Annotated in this window: 23 protein-coding genes and 1 tRNA gene; 8 read left to right on the plus strand and 16 right to left on the minus strand. The window is 71.2% G+C overall.

The window, feature by feature from the left end; genetic code table 11:
* Positions 1-26: 26 nt before the first annotated feature.
* Positions 27-2,249, plus strand: a complete 2,223-nt coding sequence (locus ACP96_RS07985) for a VWA domain-containing protein (protein ID WP_050032930.1) — start codon at positions 27-29, stop codon at positions 2,247-2,249.
* Between the two features lie 15 nt (positions 2,250-2,264).
* On the opposite strand, the gene ACP96_RS07990 is transcribed toward ACP96_RS07985, so the two are convergent.
* From ACP96_RS07990 to ACP96_RS08050, 13 genes are all read right to left on the minus strand, one after another.
* Positions 2,265-2,636, minus strand: coding sequence for a DUF3209 family protein (locus ACP96_RS07990; RefSeq protein WP_050027195.1), 372 nt, complete (start codon positions 2,634-2,636; stop codon positions 2,265-2,267).
* Between the two features lies 1 nt (position 2,637).
* Positions 2,638-3,867: a CbiX/SirB N-terminal domain-containing protein gene (locus ACP96_RS07995; RefSeq protein WP_050032931.1), complete on the minus strand. Its 1,230-nt coding sequence runs from the start codon at positions 3,865-3,867 to the stop codon at positions 2,638-2,640.
* Positions 3,864-4,640: a hypothetical protein gene (locus tag ACP96_RS08000; protein WP_050032932.1), complete on the minus strand. Its 777-nt coding sequence runs from the start codon at positions 4,638-4,640 to the stop codon at positions 3,864-3,866. The genes ACP96_RS07995 and ACP96_RS08000 overlap by 4 nt, the downstream gene beginning before the upstream one ends.
* Positions 4,637-4,948 (minus strand): ferredoxin, encoded by a 312-nt coding sequence (locus ACP96_RS08005; protein ID WP_050032933.1) that lies wholly within the window; start codon positions 4,946-4,948, stop codon positions 4,637-4,639. Before ACP96_RS08005 ends, ACP96_RS08000 begins: the two co-directional genes overlap by 4 nt.
* 1 nt (position 4,949) lies before the next feature.
* The gene (gene cobJ / locus ACP96_RS08010) at positions 4,950-5,993 is read right to left on the minus strand and encodes a precorrin-3B C(17)-methyltransferase (protein WP_050032934.1); all 1,044 of its coding nucleotides are present in this window, start codon (positions 5,991-5,993) and stop codon (positions 4,950-4,952) included.
* Between the two features lie 14 nt (positions 5,994-6,007).
* Positions 6,008-6,913 carry a precorrin-3B C(17)-methyltransferase gene (locus tag ACP96_RS08015; RefSeq protein WP_050032935.1) on the minus strand — a complete coding sequence of 302 codons (906 nt, stop codon included), beginning with the start codon at positions 6,911-6,913 and terminating at the stop codon, positions 6,008-6,010.
* Entirely contained in the window at positions 6,910-7,965 is a 1,056-nt protein-coding gene (cbiG, locus tag ACP96_RS08020; protein ID WP_082222487.1) for a cobalt-precorrin 5A hydrolase, read from the minus strand. Before cbiG ends, ACP96_RS08015 begins: the two co-directional genes overlap by 4 nt.
* Complete coding sequence (gene cobM / locus ACP96_RS08025; RefSeq protein WP_050032936.1) at positions 7,962-8,819, minus strand: precorrin-4 C(11)-methyltransferase; 858 nt, start codon at positions 8,817-8,819, stop codon at positions 7,962-7,964. Before cobM ends, cbiG begins: the two co-directional genes overlap by 4 nt.
* Positions 8,816-9,568: a cobalt-factor II C(20)-methyltransferase gene (locus ACP96_RS08030; RefSeq protein WP_050032937.1), complete on the minus strand. Its 753-nt coding sequence runs from the start codon at positions 9,566-9,568 to the stop codon at positions 8,816-8,818. Before ACP96_RS08030 ends, cobM begins: the two co-directional genes overlap by 4 nt.
* Entirely contained in the window at positions 9,565-10,173 is a 609-nt protein-coding gene (gene cbiT, locus ACP96_RS08035) for a precorrin-6Y C5,15-methyltransferase (decarboxylating) subunit CbiT (RefSeq protein ID WP_050032938.1), read from the minus strand. The genes ACP96_RS08030 and cbiT overlap by 4 nt, the downstream gene beginning before the upstream one ends.
* 146 nt (positions 10,174-10,319) lie before the next feature.
* Positions 10,320-10,679, minus strand: a complete 360-nt coding sequence (locus ACP96_RS08040) for a (2Fe-2S) ferredoxin domain-containing protein (protein ID WP_050032939.1) — start codon at positions 10,677-10,679, stop codon at positions 10,320-10,322.
* A complete protein-coding gene (locus ACP96_RS08045) occupies positions 10,676-11,479 on the minus strand; it encodes a CbtA family protein (RefSeq protein WP_050032940.1) in 804 nt (267 codons plus the stop codon). The genes ACP96_RS08040 and ACP96_RS08045 overlap by 4 nt, the downstream gene beginning before the upstream one ends.
* Before the next feature lies 1 nt (position 11,480).
* Positions 11,481-11,663, minus strand: coding sequence for a CbtB domain-containing protein (locus tag ACP96_RS08050; protein WP_050032941.1), 183 nt, complete (start codon positions 11,661-11,663; stop codon positions 11,481-11,483).
* 178 nt (positions 11,664-11,841) lie between these two features.
* Here ACP96_RS08050 and ACP96_RS08055 point away from each other — a divergent pair, with 178 nt between their 5' ends.
* A complete protein-coding gene (locus tag ACP96_RS08055) occupies positions 11,842-12,639 on the plus strand; it encodes a 23S rRNA (uridine(2552)-2'-O)-methyltransferase (protein WP_050032942.1) in 798 nt (265 codons plus the stop codon).
* A 146-nt stretch (positions 12,640-12,785) separates the two neighbouring features.
* Entirely contained in the window at positions 12,786-15,242 is a 2,457-nt protein-coding gene (locus tag ACP96_RS08060) for an extracellular solute-binding protein (RefSeq protein WP_050032943.1), read from the plus strand.
* A gap of 10 nt (positions 15,243-15,252) precedes the next feature.
* Here ACP96_RS08060 and ACP96_RS08065 read toward each other — a convergent pair whose 3' ends face one another.
* On the minus strand, positions 15,253-15,783 hold the full coding sequence (locus tag ACP96_RS08065) for a dihydrofolate reductase (protein ID WP_050033086.1): 531 nt from the start codon (positions 15,781-15,783) through the stop codon (positions 15,253-15,255).
* Between the two features lie 63 nt (positions 15,784-15,846).
* Complete coding sequence (locus ACP96_RS08070; protein ID WP_050032944.1) at positions 15,847-16,911, minus strand: ornithine cyclodeaminase family protein; 1,065 nt, start codon at positions 16,909-16,911, stop codon at positions 15,847-15,849.
* 612 nt (positions 16,912-17,523) lie between these two features.
* On the opposite strand from ACP96_RS08070, the gene ubaA reads away from it, so the two are divergent.
* Positions 17,524-18,336: an SAMP-activating enzyme E1 gene (gene ubaA, locus ACP96_RS08075; RefSeq protein ID WP_050032945.1), complete on the plus strand. Its 813-nt coding sequence runs from the start codon at positions 17,524-17,526 to the stop codon at positions 18,334-18,336.
* A gap of 54 nt (positions 18,337-18,390) precedes the next feature.
* Here ubaA and ACP96_RS08080 read toward each other — a convergent pair whose 3' ends face one another.
* The gene (locus ACP96_RS08080; RefSeq protein WP_050025023.1) at positions 18,391-18,783 is read right to left on the minus strand and encodes a zinc ribbon domain-containing protein; all 393 of its coding nucleotides are present in this window, start codon (positions 18,781-18,783) and stop codon (positions 18,391-18,393) included.
* A gap of 159 nt (positions 18,784-18,942) precedes the next feature.
* Between ACP96_RS08080 and ACP96_RS08085 the strand changes: the two genes are divergently transcribed.
* From ACP96_RS08085 to ACP96_RS19175, 4 genes are all read left to right on the plus strand, one after another.
* Entirely contained in the window at positions 18,943-19,323 is a 381-nt protein-coding gene (locus ACP96_RS08085; RefSeq protein ID WP_050032946.1) for a Rid family detoxifying hydrolase, read from the plus strand.
* Complete coding sequence (locus ACP96_RS08090; protein ID WP_050025025.1) at positions 19,324-19,614, plus strand: hypothetical protein; 291 nt, start codon at positions 19,324-19,326, stop codon at positions 19,612-19,614.
* Between the two features lie 27 nt (positions 19,615-19,641).
* A tRNA-Ser gene (locus ACP96_RS08095) sits at positions 19,642-19,723 on the plus strand.
* 254 nt (positions 19,724-19,977) lie between these two features.
* On the plus strand, positions 19,978-20,145 hold the full coding sequence (locus tag ACP96_RS19175) for a hypothetical protein (RefSeq protein ID WP_164932734.1): 168 nt from the start codon (positions 19,978-19,980) through the stop codon (positions 20,143-20,145).
* The last annotated feature ends 98 nt before the right edge of the window (positions 20,146-20,243 follow it).

A 20,243-nucleotide genomic window follows, 5' to 3' on the forward strand; every position in this document is an offset into this window, starting at 1 on the left:
TAAATCCTCGTTGTTGTAAGTCAACTGTGCTTGACAAAGGAAGCGACAAAAACCCACCGACCCCGACCGCCGGATTCGACGACGTGGTCGGACAGGCGGAGCTGAAGCGGGCGCTCGTGGCGGTCGGCAGCAACGACGACCTCTCCGGCGTGCTGGTCCGGGGCGAGAAGGGGACCGGCAAGTCCACGCTCGCCCGCGCGCTCGCGGCGGCCCTCCCCAAGCGCCGCGTCGTCGCCGACTGCCGGTACGGCTGTCCGCCCGGCGACCCGAGCCGGCAGTGTCCGGAGTGCCGCCGCCGAGCGACGCTCCCGGCCGCGACCCGGCCCGCGCCCTTCGTGACGCTGCCGCTGGGGGCGACCCGCGAGGCGGTCGTGGGATCGCTGTCGGTCGCGGACGCGCTCGACGGCGACGCCGAGTTCGATCCGGGGCTGCTGGCGCGCGCGAACCGGGGGGTCCTCTACGTGGACGAGGTGAACCTCCTCGACGACCACCTCGTCGACGTGGTGCTCGACGCGGCCGCGTCGGGCGTGAACGCGGTGGAGCGCGACGGCGTTTCGCTGACTCATCCCGCCGAGTTCACGCTGATCGGGACGATGAATCCGGAGGAGGGCGCCCTCAGGCCACAGCTCCGCGACCGGTTCGACCTCGCCGTCGACGTGACCGGCCTCGACGCGACCGAGGACCGGATGGCGGTTGTCGACCGGGCGCTCGGCCGCGACGCCGATGTCGGGGGCGACGAGGTCGGGGACGACAAGGGGGAGTCCGCCCTCAACGACCCCGCCGCGGCGGTCGCCGACGCCCGCGACCGTCTCCCCGACGTGATGCTCCCGGACTCGTTCGTCCGCGATCTGGTTGAGCTGTGCCGCGACGCCGGCGTCGACGGCCACCGGGCGGACATCGCGACCGCCCGGTGCGCCCGCACCCTCGCCGCGCTGGACGGGCGAACGCGGGTTATCGAGAGCGACCTGCGGGAGGCCGCGTCGTGGGCGCTCCCGCACCGCCTCCGCACTGACCCCTTCGAGGAGTCGACCGACGCCGACGAGCTGATCGACGACCACCTCGGCGACGACGGCGGACAGGGAGAAGGCGAGGACCGCGACGAGGCCGGAGCCGACGAGAGCGAATCCGGTGAAGGCGAATCCGAGAGGGGCGAAACCGAGCCCGAGGAAAGTCGAGGCGACGGCGAGGGCGACGAGGCCGACGAATCCGGCGACGGAACCGACGAGAAGGAGCGCCCGGCGGCCGGAGACGGTGATTCTGAACGAGAATCCCGTTCCGGCTCGGAACGGGGATCCGAATCCGGCTCGTCCGAGGCGGGGGAAGCCGGCGGTGACGACGGGGGGTCCGAGGAGAGCGGAGACGACGGCGAAAAGGGTGACGGCGAGGGCGCTACCGACGAGAGCGACGAGGGCGGCGACGGCGACGACGAGGCGACCCCGCTGGTTCCGGGCAGCGAGCGGGCCGGCGTCGGCGACGCGGTCGCGCCGGAGGTGAAAGCGCCAGACGACGAGACGACGACCGCGGGCGACGGGGTCGGTCGGGGGAGCGCCGCCCCCTCTCCGCGCGGGACCGGTCCGCGGGTCCGGACCGAGAGCGCGGCGCCGGACGACCGGATCGACGCGGGCGCCTCGGTCCGGGCGGCGGCCGAGAGAGGAGCACGGGCGGTCGAGGAGCGCGACCTCCGACGGTCCGTCCGCGCCGCCGACGCGGAGACGCTGGTGTGTTTCGCCGTCGACGCCTCCGCCTCGATGCGGGGGCCGATGCGGGCGGCGAAGGGCGCCGCGATCGACCTGCTCCGCGACGCCTACGAGCACCGCGACGCCGTCTCGCTGGTGGCGTTTGCCGGCGACGACGCCGCCGTCCTGCTCCCGCCGACCGACGACGTGGGACGGGCGGCGCGCCATTTAAAAGAGCTTCCGACGGGCGACCGCACGCCGCTGGCGGCGGGGGTGGAGACCGCGGCGGACGCGATCGCCCGCGCCGACGCCGACGTGTCGCTGGCGGTCGTCGTCACCGACGGCGGCGCCAACGGGGCGAAACGCCCCACTGCGGCCGTCCGGGAAGCGGGAAAGCGGCTCCGCGAGGTCGCCGACCGGACGCTGGTGGTCGATGCCGGCGAGGGTGAGGGCGTCGTGCCGACCCTCGTCGGCTCGACCGGGGGCGAGCGCGTGTCCCTGTCGGCGCTCTCTGCCGAGCGGGTCGACCGCGAGCTCGGCGGAGCAACGAAGGAACGGTCCGCGGAGCGGTAACTGGCCCCGCCGGCCTCACTCCTCGACGGGGAACGCGTCGTGAAGGTCGTGGTGGGTCTCTCCCAGCCCGTCGAGCAGGCCGTTGCCGAGAGTTGCGAGCCGGGCGAGGCTCCGCTCGGCGTCGCGGACGGCGACGAGCCGGCCGCGGACGTAGTCGGATTCGGGGTCGTCCGCGTCGAGCGCCGCCACCTCCTCCTCCAAGTCGACGAGCGCGGCGTCCAGGTGCCGGCGCAGTTCGTCGAGCGTTTCGGCGGTCGCGAGCCCCTCGATGGGGCCCTCGAGCTCGCCGTCCAGTTCCTTCTCGGCGTGTTCGCGCGCGGCGCGGTCGTCGGTGCCGAGGACGTTCATCAGGCCGAGTCGTAGGGCTTCGAGTTCGAGGCAGCTCATGTTATTGTAGCGTGTCGTGGACCAGATCGGAGACGATGCGCTCGCGGTCGAGATGCGAGGAGACGATGCGGTCCGCGTCGGCCTCGCCGACGCCGCCGTACCAGACGCCGTCGGGGTAGACGGCCACCATCGGGCCGTCGCCGCACTGGTCGAGACAGGAGGTCCGGGTGACGCGCGCGTCGCAGGCGTCGGAGTCCCGGACGGCCTGCCGGAGGCGCTCCAGTACCGCGGGCGACCCCGCGGCCGCGCAGGTCTGGTTCGTGCAGACCGCGACGTGGTGCGCGGGGGCGTCGTGGGCGTGCGGGTCGTCGTCGACGTTCTCGCGGTCGGCGTGGGCCGCGTCGTGGGTCAGCGCGCGGAGCATCGCCCGCGCGCCGCCCTCGTCGGCCTCGTAGCCGTCGAGCTCCACCTTGTACTTGCAGGTGTCACACGACATCTCGACGCTCCCGGTCCGGGCCTCCTGCCAGCGGTCCGAGAGCACGTCGAGCAGGCGCGGGTCGGTGCCGAGGGGCTCGCCCGGCGCCGCGGCGACGTAGGGGTACTCCTCGTCGAACGCCTCGGCGCCCTCCTTGATCCGGCCGGTGAGCACGCCGTCGCCGAGCATGTACGGGAGGACGACGACCGTGTCCGGCCGCTGCCGGGCGACCCGGTGGAGCGTCTCGTCCAGCGTCGGTTCGGTGACGCCGATGAACGTCGCGCGCACGTCCGCGAACTCTCGACCTTCGTACAGCAGCCGGGCGAGCTTGTGCACGTCCGCGTTGGCGTCCGGGTCCGAGGAGCCCCGGGCGCAGATCACGACCGCGACCTCGTCGTCCGCGCGGTCGACGCCCAGCTCGCGCTCGACGGCCGCGGCGCGGTCGTCGAGCAGGTCGAGCAGCGCCGGGTGAACCCCGAGGTGCGAGCCGTTCCGGATCTCCAGATCGGGGTGTTCGGCCCGGGCGCGCTTCACCGCGAGCGGCACGTCGTTTTTGACGTGACTCGCCGCGAACAGCGAGAGGTGGACGATCGACACGCGGGAGACGGTGCCCGCGAGGCCCGCGACCGCCTCGTCGATGGCCGGCGACGCGAGTTCGAGGAACGCGGCGTCGACGGGGACGCCAAGCCGCGACTCCAGGTCGGCCGCGAGCGACCGCACCTGCTCGTTCGACTTCTCGCGCCGGGAGCCGTGGCCGACGAGCAGCACCGCCTCGTCCGACAGCGACGAGGGGGTCGGGGCGGCGTCGCTGCTCACGACGGATCCCCCTCCTCGCGGTGTTCGACTTCGGTTCTGGTTCCGACTTCCTCGCGGACGCGCTCGATGCTCCGGAGGGTCTTCCGGCGTCGGAGAGGAGCGAACAGACCGGATTCCGCGCTCCCCTCGTACAGCCACTCGCCGAGCGCGGGGCCGGCGTCGTCGGCGACGCCGAACCAGTACCCGCCCGACGAGGACTCGTTCAGGTCCCCGTAGGGCGCGTCGACGGGCGCCGCGTCGAGGAACCCCCGAACCGTCGCGAGCAGCGCCTCGTCGTCGTGGACGATCGAGATACCCACCGCGTTCGGGTCCGACTTGTAACAGACCGTTCCGCAACCCTCGACGATCCCGCGGAGGAGCTGGCGGCGGTGGCCGGCGAGCGCCGAGAAGCGGTAGCCGCCGGAGGGATCACGGTCGGAATCGTCCCCGGCGGACTCGCCTCCGCCGGTCGGGAGCCCGAACGCGGCGGCCGCCCGACGGGCCGCGGGCGTCTCGGCCGCGACGACGAACTCGTCGCTCGTGCGAGTCACGTCTGTGTCGTGGGCGTAGGCCCGCTCCGTCACCTCGCGCTCGCGGTCGGCGTCGCGCGCGCCGAACAGCGCCGCGACCCGCTCGGCGGCCGGCGCGCCGCCGACCCGGACCCTGACCGCGTCGCCGTCGACCGCGCCGTCCGCGGCCACCCGTCCCCACAGGTACGCCGCCCCCGGCGACGCCGCGAGGAGGTCGTCCGGCGGCTCCGGCAGCGGGTCGTCCGTCCAGTCGTCGTCGGTCATTCGGTCTTCACCTCCCCTTCCTCTTCCCCGTCCCCCTCCGACAGTGCGACCGCGATCGCGTCGAGCGGGCACGCCGCGGCCGCCTGTCGAGCCTCCTCGATCCGGTCGTCCGCGAACGTCGCGGTCACACTTTCGTCGGTTCGCTCGACCGTCTCGGCGGCGTCGGGGTCGAACCCCGCGAGCCCGTCGTCGTCCTCCACGAACCGCGGGTCGCGGACGAGACACGCGAACACGCCGTCGCAGGCGTCGCGGTCGACCGTCACCGCGTAGCCGACCGGGTCGCTCGTCGCTGTGGTTGCGTCGCTCATCTCAGTAGTCGTACTTCGTCTCGTAGCCGCGCGGCGTGACCATCCGGTCGTCCCACACGTACGTCTCCTCGTTGCCGACGACGACGGTGGTCGTCATGTCCACGAGGTCGGTCTCGCCGTACGACTCCAGCTCGCCGAGCGTGGTGATCTCGACCTCCTCGTCGTCGCGGCCGGCGCCGTGGACGATGCCGACCGGGGTGTCGTCCGCGCGGTGCTCGCGGAGGATCTCGCAGGCCGTCTCCCAGTTCTCCCGGCGCTTGCGGCTCCACGGGTTGTAGATCGCGATCGTGAACCCCTCGCCGGCGACTGCGTGAAGGCGGGACTCGATCTCGTCCATGGGCGTCAGGTGATCGGAGAGCGACACCGACACGGAGTCGTTCACCAGCGGCGCGCCCAGCCGCGCGCCGCACGACTGCGCCGCGGGGACGCCGGGGACGACCTCGAAGTCGACCATCGAGGCGGTTCCGCCCTTCGACTCTAAGATCTCCAGTGCCAGTCCCGCCAGCGCGTACACGTTCGGGTCGCCGGAGCCGACGATCGCCACGTCGTTGCCGGCGAGCGCGCGGTCGATCGCCTCCTCCGTGCGGGACACCTCCCCGCACATCGGCGTGTCGTACAGCTCGTCCGCTGACTCGGTGATCTCGTCGGGGATGAGGTCGATGTAGGTGGTGTAGCCGACGATGTGCTCGGCGTCCGCCAGCGACGACTTCGCCCGCGCGGTCATGCCCTCCGCGTGGCCGGGGCCGAGCCCGACGGCGACCAGCCGGCCGGGGTCCGCGTCGAAGTCGTCGACGGTCGCCTCCACCTTCTCCTTCGTGTCGTCGGAGGCGCCGCCGCAGGCGCTCGAGGAGTCGCCGTCGGAGCCCCCCGACGCGGAGGCGCCGCACGCCGACGAGCCCGTGGAGCCCGCGTCGGCCTCAGCGGCCTCGGCGGCCGTTCCGCCGTCAGTCGTCGCCTCGTCGGCCGTCGCACCGCAGGCCGTCGTCCCCGTCTCAGTCTCCGAACTGTCCGTCTCGTCTGCCGTGCCGCCGCATGCGTCGCTCATTGGTGTGATATGTCTCAGAAGTCCTCCACGTCACGCCCGCCGCGCGGGGTGACGAGGTACGGTCGGTAGTCGTTGCGCCAGACCTCGGTCTCGTGGGTGCCGACGAGGATCGACGTGCCCATGCCGCCGACCTCCTCGTCGTGCTCGGTTGCCTCGCCGAGCGTCGTCAGGGTGTACGTCTCGCCGTCGACGTTGCGGCCGGCGTCGCCCCGGCCGGCGTCGTTGACGATGGCGACTGGCACGTCGTCGTGGCGCGCCTCGCGGATCGCGTCGATCGCGCGCTCGTAGTCGCGCCAGCAGTTGTACAGGACGATCACGAAGTCGGCGGCCGCCGCGGCGTGAAGCTTCTCCTCGATCTCCTCCCAGCCGCGCCACTTGTCCGACAGCGATATCGTACAGAAGTCGTTCGACAGCGGCGCGCCGAGCGTCGCCGCGAGGCTCAGCCCCGCCGTGACGCCGGGAACGATCTCGATCGGTACGTCCGTCGCTTCCTCCGCCTCGGCCATCGTGAACAGTAGGTCCGATTTGCCGTACACGTTCGGGTCGCCGCCCGAGACGTGGGCCACGTCCTGGCCGTCTCGGACGCGCTCGAACGCCTCGCGGGCCAGTTCGACCTGCTTACCCATCGACGACCGGACCAGCTCCTGGTCGGCCGCCTCCTGATCCGCCTCGGGCGGGAGCGTCCCGTTCTCGCGGAGGAACGCCTGATACAGGTTCGAGGCGATCACGCAGTCGGCCTCCTTGACGACGCGGCGGGCGCGCTCCGTCAACTCGTCCGGGAGCCCTGGACCGATGCCGACGACGTACAGCGTGCCGTACCCCTCGGGCGCCTCGCCGTCGGGGTCGCCGCCGGCGGCCGCGCGGGAGTCGGGGAGCGGCGCCCGGCCGGAGGTCGTCCCGTCGCCCGCCTCGCCGCTCATCGCCCCACCGCCACGGTGACGCTGTCCTCGTACCCGAGCTTCTCGACGACGAGTTCGTGGTCGCGGCCGCCGGCGATCGCCGACGCCTCGGAGACGCCGGGCCAGCCGATCAGCTCCTTCGAGCGCGACGGGGTCGGCCCCTCGTGCTCCTCCAGCGTCTCCTTCTCGAAGCTCACGACCCCGAGGCCCCGCTCCTCGGCCGCCGCCAGCAGGCCCGGCTCCTCCTCCTTGCGGGTGCCGGTGGCGACGAACTCCACGTCCTCCCAGTCGGCGTCGGCCTCGTCAAGCGCGCGCTCCCACGCGGCCTCGAACTGCTCGGCGTCGGCGCCCGAGACGCTGCCGGTTCCGAGCACGACGCCCTCGTCGGGCTCGCTGTTCCGTTTTAGTACCGTTACGTCGTCGCCGACGAGGACCGCCCGCGGGCCGTCGAGGCGCGCGACGGGGCCGAGCTCGTCGTCGAGGACGGCGAGGTTCGTCGCGACCGTCGAGTCGCCGTTGACGACGTGGGCGTCGAGCGCCTTCGCGCGCTCCTCGACGCCCTGCTTGCCCGCCGCCTCGCTGGCGGTCGTCATCGCCGGCACCGCGCCCAGCGAGGCGAGGTCCTCGGCCACCTGGTTCGCGCCGTGGTGGCCGCCCGTGAGCGGGATGGCCCACGTCAGCTCCTCGTCGACGACGACCACCGCCGGGTCGTCCCACTTGTCGTCGAGCAGCGGCGCGGTCTTGCGCATCGCGATGCCGCTGGCCATCAGCCCGCAGAACACGTCGTACTCACCCCAGTGCTCCGCGAACACGTCGCCGTGGTACTCCAGAAGGTCGATCCGGTCGTACCGGTCGGCGAGCCCCGCCTTGATCTCCTCGGCGGTCTCGCGCTTGCGCTCGAACGTGACGATCCCGAGCGTCTCGGCCACCTCGCCGTCGGAGTCGGCGGTGGAACAGTGTCCGCCGCCGGAGTCGGCGTCTCCGTCCGAGCCCGCGTCGCCGCTGGCGTCCGCGGCGTCGTCCCGTTGGTTCGCGTCGCTCGATGCTTCCGTTGCGTCGTCGTCCGTGCTCATTTCGTGGATCCCTCCGTGATCGCGTCGGTGTCGTCCGCGTCTGGCTCCTGCTCTCCTCCGCCCCCACTGCTAGCCCAGTCGCCGTAGAGGTAGGAGCGCTCGTAGCCGCCGCCGGTGACCGCCTCGCCGATGACGACGAGCGCGGAGGCGCGGTAGCCGGCCTCCTCGACCGCGTCGGCGATGTCGGCGACCGTCCCGCGTATCACGTCCTCGTCGGGCCACGAGGCGTGATACACCACCGCGACGGGGGTGTCGGGGTCGACGCCGTCGTCGAGCAGGCGGTCCATCGTCTCGCGGACCGCGTGGGTGCCGAGGTAGATGCAGGTCGTCACGTCGCCCATCCGCACGAACTCGGAGATGTGGTCCTCCTCCGGACTCAGAGTCTTCCCCTGCGGCCGGGTGAACGCGACGTGGTTCGCCACCTCGTTGAGCGTGAGCTGGGTGTCCAGCGTCGCGCTCGCGGCGAACGCCGAGGTGACGCCCGGGACGAAGTACGTCGGGACCCCCTCGGACTCCAGCGCGTCCATCTGCTCCAGCGCCGCGCCGTAGATCGAGGGGTCGCCCGAGTGGAGCCGAACGACGGTCCGGCCCGCCTCGTGGGCGTCCCGCATCAGCGGGACCAGTTCCTCGAGGTCCTTTCCGACGGAGTTCACCTGCTCGGCGTGATCGCAGAAGGCGTCGAGGAGTTCGCTGTTCACCAGCGACCCCGCGTGGACGACGAGGTCGGCGTCGGCCAGAAGCGCCCGCGCCCGCACCGTGAGCAGTCCGGGATCTCCGGGCCCGGCGCCGACGAACGGGACTCCCTCGCGGTCGTCGAGCACCTCGGTCGCGGGCTCCGGGAGCGCGTCGCTCACGCGCCGCCCACCTCGGACCCGTCGGCGCCCCGGTCGTCGGCAGCCGTCTCCGCCGCCTCCCCCGCCTCCGCGAACGCCGCGGTCGCCGGCTCCGCGCCGGCGTCGGGGCGCCGAGCGTACGCCAGCGTGTAGTAGTCGCGCTCGGCGATCGCCTCGGGGTCGTCGGTGACGACGGTCTCGCCCTGCTCCATGAACAGGCGGCGGCCGTACGTCACCTCGTAGCCGGCCTCGACGAGCCCCTCGTGGGTCGCCGGCGCGTCGGTCACCTTGAACAGGACCATCCGGTCCGGCCCGGTCGGCGACTTCCCGGCGTCGGCCTCCCGGAGCGCGAGTCCCGCGCCGGCCTCAACCTCGACGCCGAGGGCGGTCGCGAACGCCGTCGTCGCCGAGACGCCCGGCACCGTCTCGACGGTCACGTCCGGGTGGAACGCGTCGAGCGTCCGCCGGAGGTGCCCGAACGTCGAGTAGACGTTCGGGTCGCCGAGGGTGACGAACGCCGCGTCGCCGTCGCGGGCGACGGGCGCGACCGCGTCGGCGGCCTCCCGCCACGCGCGGCGGAGCTCGTCCGGGTCGCGCGTCATCGGGAAGTCGAGGTCACCCAGCCGGGACTCGGGGACGTGCTCGACCGCGACCGAGCGCGAGAGCCGCCCCGGCGTGTAGACGGTGTCGGCCGACTCCAGGACCCGCTTCCCGCGGAGCGTGATCAGGTCGGTCGCTCCGGGACCGAGGCCGACGCCGTACAGGGTCACGCGTCACCTCCCGCGGTCGCCGCGTCGGCCGCGTCCGTCTCCTCCGCGTTCTCTCCGGCTCCCCCGGTGATCACGTACACCGGGTTCTCGGAGTCGAAGCTCGTGGCACCGGCGAGCTCGTACCCGTGGCTCGCCTGGAACTGGACGACCTCGTCGAGGATGCCTCGGTCTCGGAACGCCTCGACGGCCCGCCCGGCGACCTCCAGCCGCGAGACGTTCATCACGACGCGGTCGGTATCCGTCTCGACCGCGTGGTCGAGCACCGCCTCGAAGTTGCGCGACCCGCCGAGAAACAGCGCGTCAGCGTCGTCCGGGAGCCCCTCGGGGGCCTCGGCCTCGACGAGTTCCACGGTCGCGTCGTCGACGTCGTTCGCCGCGAGGTTCTTCCGCGTCACCGCCAGCCGATCGGCCTTGCGTTCGAGCGCGGTGACGCGGCCCGCCCGCCGCGCCGCTTCGATCGTCACCGCGCCGGTACACGAGCCGACCTCTACGAAGTGGTCTTCGGGGGTGAGACCCAACTTAGAGACGGTCACGGCCCGTATTTCGGGCTTCGTCGGTCCCGCCTTCGCGTCGTGGGGGAGCCGTATCGACGGTGTTCGAGGCATCGGTTTCACGAGAGGAAGCCCGCGTAATAACAATTGGGATTGTTCTAAGCAAAGTTTTGTTGTGTTCGATCGACGGACTCGCCCGTATGCGCGGGTCGCGGAGTTGCGCGGGGGCACCGAACGCCGCGTTCGAACCCCGGCGTCGCTCAGTCCGCCTCCGACGCGGCCGCGTCCGGTCCGCGGCCGAGATCCGTCGCCTCGGGGCCGAACACGTCCGCCATGAGACCCGGCACGTCCGCGGGCGCCACGTCGGCGAACCACCGGCCGCGCGGGTGGACCGCAATCGCGGCGCCGTCGGCGCCACAGAGCCCGAGACAGCCGGTCTCGGCGACGTGAACGTGCGACCAGAACACGTCGCGCTCGCGGAGCCACGCCCGCACCGCGTCGAGGGTCTCGGAGGCGTCCCCCTCCGCGCAGGCGGCGTGCTCCGAGTCGCGGGCGTTCGTGCAGACCAGCACGTGGTCGGTGAAGCCGGCGTCCCAGATCGCCTCGCTCCGCTCGTTCACGGGCTCCCCGCGGGCGTCTCCTCCGCGAGACGGGAGTCGGTCGGTCCCGCGTTCCGGTTCGGACCGCTGCGCGCGTGGAACCGCGCGTGGGCGCCGGCCATGACCAGCCACGTGAGCGCCTGTCCGAAGACGACGAGCCCGGCCAGTCCGTGCGCCAGATCCGCCGGGAGCCCGGCCGGCACCGCGACGCTCGGAACGCCGACGAGGGCGACCGCGACCGCGACGAGCAGGGCCCACGGGAGGGCGCCAGCCGCCGCGGCGACCGGTCGGCCGTACCTCTCGCGGATCCGGTCGTACGCGTACATCCCGCTCACGGACGCGAGCGCGCCCGCCGCCACGAGCCCGACGTAGAGCAGCGCCGCCGCGTTCGGATCCAGCGCCCGCTCGACGCCGGGCGGCGCGGGCGGGAACGCGAGCCACGGCGCGACCGAGGCCGTCAGAAAGCCCGCGGCGCCGAACGCGTAGCTCCGGACGGCTCCGGATCCCGGGACGATCGGTTCGAGGACGTAGAAGGCGAGTCCGAACGCGACGACGCCGAGGAACACGCCCCAGAGGACGCCGGAGAGCACGCTCACGCCGTCGGTCAGGGAGGCCGGAAGCGCGCCCTCCGCGTGGGAGTGACCGGCGTGTTGGTGGTCGCCCGCGTGTTGGTGGTCGCCCGCCTCGCCGGCGTGTTCCACCTGCGCGCCTCCCTCGGCGAACGCCACGAGCGGGTTTGCCACGAGCGCCACGAGCAGCCCGAAGACGAGCCCGGCGACGAGCCCGGACTTGACGCCGTTCGCCACGTAGGCGGCGATCATCTCAGTGGCAGACGACGCCGGCCGCGTGCCGGAAGTTGTGCATCGCCTCGTGCGCCGTCGGGTCCTGAAACAGCACGAGCACGAAGCCGAGCGCCGCCACCGCGAGGAGGACGGACAGGACCTGCGTCGGAGTGAGCGTCGCCCGTGCGAGTCGCAGTCGATCGTGAACCGTGTTCGCCGTCATTGGCAATCTGATTTGTACGAATAAAACTACACTTGTAAATCTTTCCGAGTCGGCCGCGGGCGAGAGCGGGGCGCACATCCGATGTGCCTTTCCGCGTCGGCGGCGTAGCGGCTCCCATGAACGCAGTTTCGCCCGCGGTTTCCGCGGACGGCGCATCACGAGACGCGAGGAGAGACAGATGAGCGGCAAAGACGAGTACTACAACAAGTCGAAACAACAGGGGTACCGGAGCCGCGCCTCCTACAAGCTGAAACAGATCGACGAGGAGGCGAACCTGTTCGAGCGCGGCGACACCGTCGTCGACCTCGGCGCCGCGCCGGGCGGCTGGCTGCAGGTCGCCGCCGAGGAAGTGGGAGAGTCGGGGACCGTCGTCGGCGTCGACCTCCAGCGCATCGACGACCTCGAGGAGCACGACGTGGAGACGATCCGCGGGGACATGACCGAGGAGCGCACCCGCCACTACCTGCGGGAGGCGGTCGGCGGGCGCGGCGCGGACGCGGTGATCTCGGACATGGCGCCGAACATGACCGGCGAGTACGCCCTCGATCACGCTCGGTCGATCCACCTCGCGCGGCAGGCGTTCGACGTGGCCGAGGAGCTGCTCGCGCCCGGCGGCGACTTCGTGGTGAAGGCCTTCCAAGGCGAGGACCTCGACGCCTTCCGCGAGGACGTTCGCGAGGAGTTCCAGTACCTCCGGACCGTCTCGCCGCCGGCCTCGCGCGACTCCTCCTCGGAGGTGTACCTCGTCGCCAAGGGGCTGAACACGGCCCCCGTCGAAGCAGGCGACCGGATCGAGGTGACGGTCGAGGAACGCGGCGACGAGGGCGACGGGATCGCGTACGTCGAGGGGTACTCGATCTTCGTCTCCGACGCCGACGTGGGCGACACGGTGACCGTCGAGGTCGACGACGCCAAGCCGCGGTTCGGGTTCGCGACGCGCGTCGGCGGCAGCGAAGAGAGCCGCGGGGAGGAGTAGCCGGCGCGGGTCGACGCCTCGGTGACGGCGGCCGCGACCGCGGCGAGCGAACGCGGATCGATGTCCCCGGCCGCGCTCGACTAGTTTTATTAAACGAGATAATTCGCGTCGAGCCGTTATATGCCCTCGCTCGAAACGGGCGGCAAATGGATCGTAACGGCACGGGAGACCGAACGAATGAGGCGGGAGCGGACCGGGAAGCGGAAGCGCGGTCGAACGGCCACGGGTCGGACGAGAGGGCGACGCGGGCTGCGGACGAGGGGGCGACGCAGACCGCAGGCGACGACGCCCCGATCGGGGCGTTCCGCGAGGTCGCGGCGCGGCTCGCCGACGGCGACCTCGGTGCCCGCTTCCCGGAGGCGGAGGCGAGCGGGGAGGCGGCCGCGCTCGCGAGCGACCTCAACGCGTTCGTCGAGGGGGTCGCCGAGAGCCTGTCCGCGGCGGAGGGATTCGGCGACGAGGTCGCGGGCGCCTCCGAACACGTGCGGTCGAACGTGGCGCGAGCGAAGGCCCAGAGCGACGACGTGTACGAGGCGGTCGACGGGATCGAGACGGCGGCAACCCGCCAGCGCGACGACATCGCGGAGGCGACCCGAGAGCTGCAGAGCGTCTCGGCGGCGACGGAGGAGGTCGCGGCGTCGGCAGAGGAAGTGGCGACCACGGCCGCGAACGTCGCCGAGCGCGCCGACGAGGGGAACGACGCCGCGGCGGCGGCGATCGAGGAGCTACAGGTGGTCGACGAGCGGACCGAGACGGCGCTCGACCGGGTCGAAGAGCTTGAAACGGAGGTCGCGGCGATCGAAGACGTCACCGACCTCATTCGCGACATCGCCGACGAGACGAACATCCTCGCACTGAACGCCTCCATCGAGGCCGCCCGCGCCGGCGAGGCCGGCGCCGGGTTCGAAGTCGTCGCCGAGGAGGTCAAGAGCCTCGCCGAGGAGTCCCGCGACGCGACCGCCGAGATCGAGGCATCGATCGGCTCGGTGCGCGACGAGACCGACGCGACCGTCGCCGAGATCACGGAGATGCGCGAGCGCGTCGGCGAGGGAATCGACACCGCCGAGAGCGCGCTCGAAGCGTTCACGGACCTCACCGACGACATCGAGGAGACCACGAGCGGCGTCGAGGAGATCAGCGCCGCGAGCGACGACCAGGCGGCCGCGATCGAGGAGGCCGTCGACATGGTCGAATCGGTCGGCGGACTCGCGGACGACACCGCCGAGGACGCCGCCGAGGTGACGACGATCGCCCACACACAGAAGACGTCGCTGACGGAGGTGGCCGCCGGCGCGTCGACGCTGAACGACCGAACCGGGGCGCTCGACGACCGGCTCGACGCCTACGACCTCGTCGGGGGGGCCGCGGACGACGACGACACCGTCGTCGAGTTCTGGCACGCGCTCGGGGGGCGCAAGGCTCGACTGCTCGACGAGTTCGTCGACGAGTTCGAGGCGGCGACCGAGGGCGTCTCGATTCGGCTCTCCTCGAAGGGGAGCTACCGGGGCGTGTTCGACGCCACCCTCGCGGCGGCCGAGCGAGGCGATCCGCCGGCGATAGCGCACCTCTACGAGATCGGGACCAAACGCGCGCTCGATAGCGGAGCGTTCGCCCCGGTGGAGGACCTGCTCGCGGAGACGCAACTCTCTCCCGACGACCTCCTCGACCCCGTCGCGAACTACTACCGGACCGACGGTCGGCTCCACTCGCTGCCCTTCAACGCCTCGATGCCCGTGCTCTACTACGACCGGGCGGCGTTCGAGCGCGCCGGACTGAACCCGGACGACCCGCCGGCGACGTTCGCCGAGGTGCGGCACTGCGCCGAGCGCCTGGTCGAGCGCGGCGGCGTCGAGACCGGGATCACGTTCGCGAACTACTCGTGGTTCGTCGAGCAGTGGTTCGCCGAGGCCGGCCAGCCGCTCGTCGACGCCGAGAACGGGCGGGCGGGGACGCCGACCGAGGCGTACTTCGACGCCGAGGCGGGCGAACGGGTGTACGAGTGGATCGCCGACATGGCGGCCGACGACCTCTACCACGACCCCGGGATCGAGGCCCGCGGACAGGCGCGGGAGGCGTTCCACGCGGGGCGCGCCGGGATACTGATCGGGTCGACCTCGGCGATGGCAGACGTTCACGAAAACGCGTCGTTCCCGGTCGGAACGGGGTACTTTCCGGTGGCCGACGAGCGCCACGGGGTCGTCGTGGGCGGCGGCTCACTGTGGGTCGCCGATCGGGCGACCGCCGAGCAGCAGCGGGCGGCCGCCGCGTTCCTCGGCTGGCTCGCCGCGCCGGAACAGCAGGCGCGGTGGCACCGAGAGACGGGATACTTCCCGGTCCACGAGGGAGCCGTCGACCGACTCACCCGAGACGGCTGGTTCGACGAGAACCCCGGCTACCGCACGGCGATGGACCAGTTGCTGGACGCCGAGGAGTCGGTGGCCACGACCGGCGCCCGAATGGGACCGTTCGACACCGTCCGAACGCTGGTCGCCGAGGCCTCCGTCGATGCTCGGGAGTACGAGGTCGCGGAGGCCCTCGACAGGCTCACAGAGAGCGCGGAGCTACAGCTTCAGTCGTACGCCCAGGGGACCGACGACCGGTAGGCGGCGAAGGTCAGACGGAGCCTTCGCGCCGGACCCACTCTCGGAGCGTGAACCGGTCGAACTTGCTCTCGTCGGCGACGGTCCACTCCGCTTCGTCCCACTCCGGGTAGAACGTGTCCCCGTCGTAGCTCCCCGCGACGTGGCTGAGCACCATCCGACCGAGGTGTGGCTGGAACAGCTCGTAGATCGCCCCGCCGCCGAGGACGTAGACGGGGGCGTCGCCGTCGGTCCCGTCGGTGCGGGCGCCGCCACCGTGACCGCCCGCGATCTCTTCGGCCCGTTCAATCGCCGAATCGACCCCGTCGGCGACGACCGCGGTCGGAACGTCGACCGAGTCGACGCTCCGGCTCACGACGATCTGGCGGGCGCCGGGAAGGTCGTCGCGCATCGAGTCGAAGGTGCGGCGGCCCAAGATCACGAGCGAGCCCGCGACGCGCTCCCGGTACTGTCGGACGTCGGCCTCGATGTGGGGCCACGGAACTTCCCCGTCCCTGCCGATCGCGCGGTTCTCCGCGAGCGCCGCGACGCTGGCGAGTTGCACGGGCGTCATACGAGGGCAGGCGACAAAAAGCGGTCGGCGGGGCGCAACAAAAACGGAAGCGACCTACTCGGCGAGCCCGAGGAGGTCGAACGGGTAGCCGTTGTCGTTGTCGTCGGCCTGCTCGTAGACGACGCGGGCGGCCGCCACGTCCTGGATCGCGAGGCCGGTGGAGTCGAAGACGGTGACGCCGTCGACGCCGGCGTCCTCGCCGTCACCCGCACCGCCGCCGCTCCCGAATCCGGCCCCAGTCCGCCCCGGACGGTTGCCGACGACGATCTCGCCGATCTCGCCGTAGATGTCGGCGTCGGTCAGGATCCCCGCGGCGTAGGGGACGTTGATCTCGCCCGAGTGGGTGCACTGCTCGTGGTCGTCGATCACGATCGTCGCGTTCAACAGGAGGTCGTCGGCGAGCTCGTGTTTGCCGGCCGCGTCCGCGCCCATCGCGTTGACGTGCGTGTGCTCGCCCACGTCGTCGGGGCCGACGATGGGGTCCTCGACCGGGGTCACCGTCGAGAGCACGTCGCAGTGACCGGCCTCGGAGACCGAGCCCGCCCGCACGTCGAACCGGTCGTCGAAGGCGTCGATGAAGTCCGCGACGCGCTCCTCGTCGAGGTCGCTCACGACAACCTCCTCGATGTCGCGCACCTCAGCGATCGCCTCCAGCTGGGTGTACGACTGGACGCCGGCGCCGACGATCCCGAGCGAGGTCGCGTCCGGGACCGCCAGCTCGTGGGTGGCGACCGCGGCCGCCGCGCCCGTGCGCTTCATCGTGAGCGTCGTGCCGTCGAGGACCGCCAGCGGGAACGCCGTCTCGGGGTCGGAGTAGATCATCGTCCCCATCACGGTCGGGAGGTCGTGGTCGGCGGGGTTGTCGGTGTGAACGTTCACCCACTTGATCCCGGCGGCGTCCCAGCCCGCGTCCTCGTCGGTGTCCTCCGTGCGCACGTCGAGGTAGGCGGGCATCGAGCGGAAGTCGCCGTTGTACTCCGGGAGGTCGATGTACGACTTCGCGGGCATCTTGGCGTTCCCGCGCTCGTAGGCCGTGAACGCGCCCCGAACCGCGTCGATGACGCGGTCCATGCGGGCGTTCTCGTCGACGTCGTCGTCGTTCAAAAGCAGCGTCTGCATGTCGCAAAGTTTGCCTGAGGGGTACTTGAAGCCTATTGAATCGACGGCGGGCGGGAGGGCAGCCGTGAGGTAGGATCGGGAGCAGCGGCAACGATCGCTTATAAACAAACGGTGTGCAGTGGCGCGCGCCTCCGAGCGGCCGCCCTCGGCGGCCGCGAAGGAGCGTCGCGCCAGGGAGTCAGTCGCCCGGAGCAACGCGGAGGGCGACTGACGAGGCTGGGGAGGCGTGAGGTGCGGTTGCAGTGCGGGGCGGGTGGGACTCAAAGGGGCAGCCGTGAGAACGGCGCAGGCGACGTAAGCACCGCAGGAACGAGCGAAGCGAGTGACGAGGAGCGCAACGAGCGTGCGCCGTTCTCGCGGCTGGGGCTTTGGAGGAGTTCGCCGTCGATCCGGTGTCTCCTACTTATAAGCGAGCGGCTGGGGCTTTGGAGGTATTCACCGCCGATCCACGAACAGCCGCTTATAAGCGATCGACTGCGCCTTTGCAGGTGTTCGTCGCTGGATCGAGGTCAACCACTTATAAACGACCGACCAAGGCGCCGAACCCGTAACACTCCGAAACGCCGTACAGTCGGGAACACGATTATACCGACTCACACCTCACGTTCACCCATGAGTCTCTCGCTCGACGCCGACCAGCTCGACCGGTACTCCAGACACGTGATCATGGACGAGGTCGGCCCGGAGGGGCAAAAGCGCCTCCTCGACGCACGCGCGCTCGTGGTCGGGGCTGGCGGGCTCGGCGCACCCGTCATCCAGTACCTCGCGGCCGCCGGCGTCGGCACCCTCGGAATCGTCGACGACGACGTCGTCGAGCGCTCGAACCTCCAGCGACAGGTGATCCACGGCGACGCCGACGTGGGCGAGCCGAAAGTCGAGTCGGCGGCCCGGTACGTCGACCGGCTCAACCCCGACATCGACGTGGAGACCCACGAGACCCGGCTCGACGAGGGAAACGTCCGCGACCTGCTCGCCGGCTACGACCTCGTCGTCGACTGCGCGGACAACTTCCGCACCCGATACGTCGTCAACGACGCGGCCCGGATCGAGGGGCTTCCCGTGGTCCACGGCGCCATCTACAAGTTCGAGGGGCAGGCGACGACGCTCGTTCCCGACGGCCCCTGCTACCGGTGCCTGTTCCCGGAGGCGCCCGAGCCGGGGACGGTGCCCGACTGCGCGGCGACGGGCGTGCTCGGCGTCCTCCCCGGCACGGTCGGGTGCATTCAGGCGACCGAGGCGATCAAGCTCCTGCTCGACGCGGGCGAGACGCTCGAGGGGCGCGTGCTCTTCTACGACGCGATGGACATGACGTTCGAGTCCGTTCCGTACCGGCGCAATCCCGACTGCCCGGTCTGTGGCGACGACGGTATCGAGACGATCGAGGGGATCGACTACACGGGCGGGTGCCGCGTCGACGCGGACTGAGCGCGTCGCGGTGGAACCGCGACGGAACGACGACCCGCCGCGATAGCGGCGGACTCACAGCGACCGGTTCGGCATCGCCGCCCCCGCAGTCCCACCGGCCCCGTCGTCGACGAACCCGGAGCGGACGCACCACCGACAGAACTGGTAGCCGGTCCGGTTCTCCGCGCCGCAGTGCCGGCAGACGACGGTCTCCCCGTCGGCGTCGAGCGGCGGCGGATCGCCCGTTGGTCCCGATTCCCCCGATTCCCCCGCGTTCGCCGTGAATCCCGCCACCCCGTCGCCGGAGGGCTCTGAGTCGGCCTTCGCCTCCTCGGGAACCTCCCGCGCCGACCCGAGGAAGTCGGCCGGATCGCGGTCCCCGCGCGTGAACAGCCACGCGAACGCGAGGTTGATCAGGGCCACCGCGCCGAGGATCGCGACGAGCGGGGCGATTTCTGCTCCCGTCATATGTCGTATGTTAGCACGCGAGGGATATAGGCGCAACGGTGATTCCGGGCGCGCGGAGCCGCGGAGGAGCCTCGGGGGAGCGGCGTCACGGAAGGACGACGACACGGGGAAGGCCCGTTCCCCGGTCACTTTATGGACGCCCGTCGAAAGCCGACGCGTATGAAGGAGACAGTCCACACCGACGCGGCCCCCGCGGCGGTCGGCGCGTACAGTCAGGCGACGACGAACGGCGACCTCGTGTTCACGGCCGGGCAGATCGCGCTGACGCCGGACGGGGACCTCCTCGACGACGCCTCGATCGCCGAACAGACCGAGCAGGTCCTCGACAACCTCGTGGCCGTGCTCGACGAGGCGGGCGCTGAGCCGGGAGACGTGCTCAAAACGACGGTCTTCCTCGCCGACATCGACGACTTCGACGAGATGAACGAGACGTACGCGGGCTACTTCGAAGAGTCGCCGCCCGCCCGGTCGGCCGTGCAGGCCGGCGCGCTCCCGAAGGGCGCCGGCGTTGAGATCGAGGCCGTCGCCGTCGTCGAGTAGATGGCCGACGACTCCGTCGGGAGGGTCGGAAGCGGAGAAGACGGGAGCGAGGAGACCGCGAACCCGCCGGGCGCCCCGATGACCGCCCGGACGAGGGCGCGGTCCGCGGCCCTGTGGGGGCTCGTCGGCGGGTTCGCGTTTCTCGTGCTCGCGCAGGGGTACCTGCTCCTCGACGGCGACCTCCCCTTCGGGTACGTCGGACTGTTCGCGCTCGCGGGCGCGATCGCCGTCGCGTCCGGCGGGATCGCGTACGCAGTCGAGCACCGACTCCACGCGAAAAGAAGGACTTAACAGTCCCACCGGATTATCTCAGACCGAGCCAGGATGGCCGAGTGGTAAGGCGCACGCCTGGAAAGCGTGTTCCCTTCTGGGATCGGGGGTTCAAATCCCTCTCCTGGCGTTTTTGTCGACGCCGCCGCGAGTGAGGAGCGGAGCGACGAGCGAACCCGGCGTCGACGAACACAGACGAGAATTTGAACTAGAGAGTGAAGCGAGTGGAGCGGGCGGAACGACTGAGGTTCAAATCCCTCTCCTGGCGTTTTTGTCGACGATTTCGAACGCGTAGCCTCGCGTAGCGACGCTTTCTGTAGTCACGGACGTTCCCACACACCGACACAAGACTCATATGTATGGGTAATGTTGACACAGGTGACGATGCCAGACACGAAATCAGGTCGCGAGCGGAAAGGGAGGAACAAGCGCCGGCAGTTGGAGAGCCACCTCAACCGACGCGAGCTCGACGCCGCCGACGAACCGCCGGAACCGACGATCGACGAAGTCGACTCGGAGTACCTCACCGAGACCGACGAGCTCGATCGGTGACCGTTCGCGGCCGACCCCGCTTCTCCGTTCTCGTTCCGTAGCTCGTACGGCAGCCCCGAAGCGACGCCCACGGCAGCCCTCGATAGCGACACTTCAAC

It is taken from the genome of Halorubrum halophilum, from assembly GCF_000739595.1.
GTDB classification, from domain to species: domain Archaea; phylum Halobacteriota; class Halobacteria; order Halobacteriales; family Haloferacaceae; genus Halorubrum; species Halorubrum halophilum.

What these genes read in the sequence shown, in the direction of transcription:
- ACP96_RS07990 (WP_050027195.1), bottom strand. Translation starts at nt 2,636, where the DNA reads ATGAGCTGCCTCGAACTCGAAGCCCTACGACTCGGCCTGATGAACGTC.
- ACP96_RS08000 (WP_050032932.1), bottom strand. Translation starts at nt 4,640, where the DNA reads ATGACCGACGACGACTGGACGGACGACCCGCTGCCGGAGCCGCCGGAC.
- ACP96_RS08005 (WP_050032933.1), bottom strand. Translation starts at nt 4,948, where the DNA reads ATGAGCGACGCAACCACAGCGACGAGCGACCCGGTCGGCTACGCGGTG.
- cobJ (WP_050032934.1), bottom strand. Translation starts at nt 5,993, where the DNA reads ATGAGCGACGCATGCGGCGGCACGGCAGACGAGACGGACAGTTCGGAG.
- ACP96_RS08015 (WP_050032935.1), bottom strand. Translation starts at nt 6,913, where the DNA reads ATGAGCGGCGAGGCGGGCGACGGGACGACCTCCGGCCGGGCGCCGCTC.
- cbiG (WP_082222487.1), bottom strand. Translation starts at nt 7,965, where the DNA reads ATGAGCACGGACGACGACGCAACGGAAGCATCGAGCGACGCGAACCAA.
- cbiT (WP_050032938.1), bottom strand. Translation starts at nt 10,173, where the DNA reads ATGCCTCGAACACCGTCGATACGGCTCCCCCACGACGCGAAGGCGGGA.
- ACP96_RS08045 (WP_050032940.1), bottom strand. Translation starts at nt 11,479, where the DNA reads ATGATCGCCGCCTACGTGGCGAACGGCGTCAAGTCCGGGCTCGTCGCC.
- ACP96_RS08050 (WP_050032941.1), bottom strand. Translation starts at nt 11,663, where the DNA reads ATGACGGCGAACACGGTTCACGATCGACTGCGACTCGCACGGGCGACG.
- ACP96_RS08055 (WP_050032942.1), top strand. Translation starts at nt 11,842, where the DNA reads ATGAGCGGCAAAGACGAGTACTACAACAAGTCGAAACAACAGGGGTAC.
- ACP96_RS08060 (WP_050032943.1), top strand. Translation starts at nt 12,786, where the DNA reads ATGGATCGTAACGGCACGGGAGACCGAACGAATGAGGCGGGAGCGGAC.
- ACP96_RS08070 (WP_050032944.1), bottom strand. Translation starts at nt 16,911, where the DNA reads ATGCAGACGCTGCTTTTGAACGACGACGACGTCGACGAGAACGCCCGC.
- ubaA (WP_050032945.1), top strand. Translation starts at nt 17,524, where the DNA reads ATGAGTCTCTCGCTCGACGCCGACCAGCTCGACCGGTACTCCAGACAC.
- ACP96_RS08080 (WP_050025023.1), bottom strand. Translation starts at nt 18,783, where the DNA reads ATGACGGGAGCAGAAATCGCCCCGCTCGTCGCGATCCTCGGCGCGGTG.
- ACP96_RS08085 (WP_050032946.1), top strand. Translation starts at nt 18,943, where the DNA reads ATGAAGGAGACAGTCCACACCGACGCGGCCCCCGCGGCGGTCGGCGCG.
- ACP96_RS08090 (WP_050025025.1), top strand. Translation starts at nt 19,324, where the DNA reads ATGGCCGACGACTCCGTCGGGAGGGTCGGAAGCGGAGAAGACGGGAGC.
- ACP96_RS19175 (WP_164932734.1), top strand. Translation starts at nt 19,978, where the DNA reads ATGCCAGACACGAAATCAGGTCGCGAGCGGAAAGGGAGGAACAAGCGC.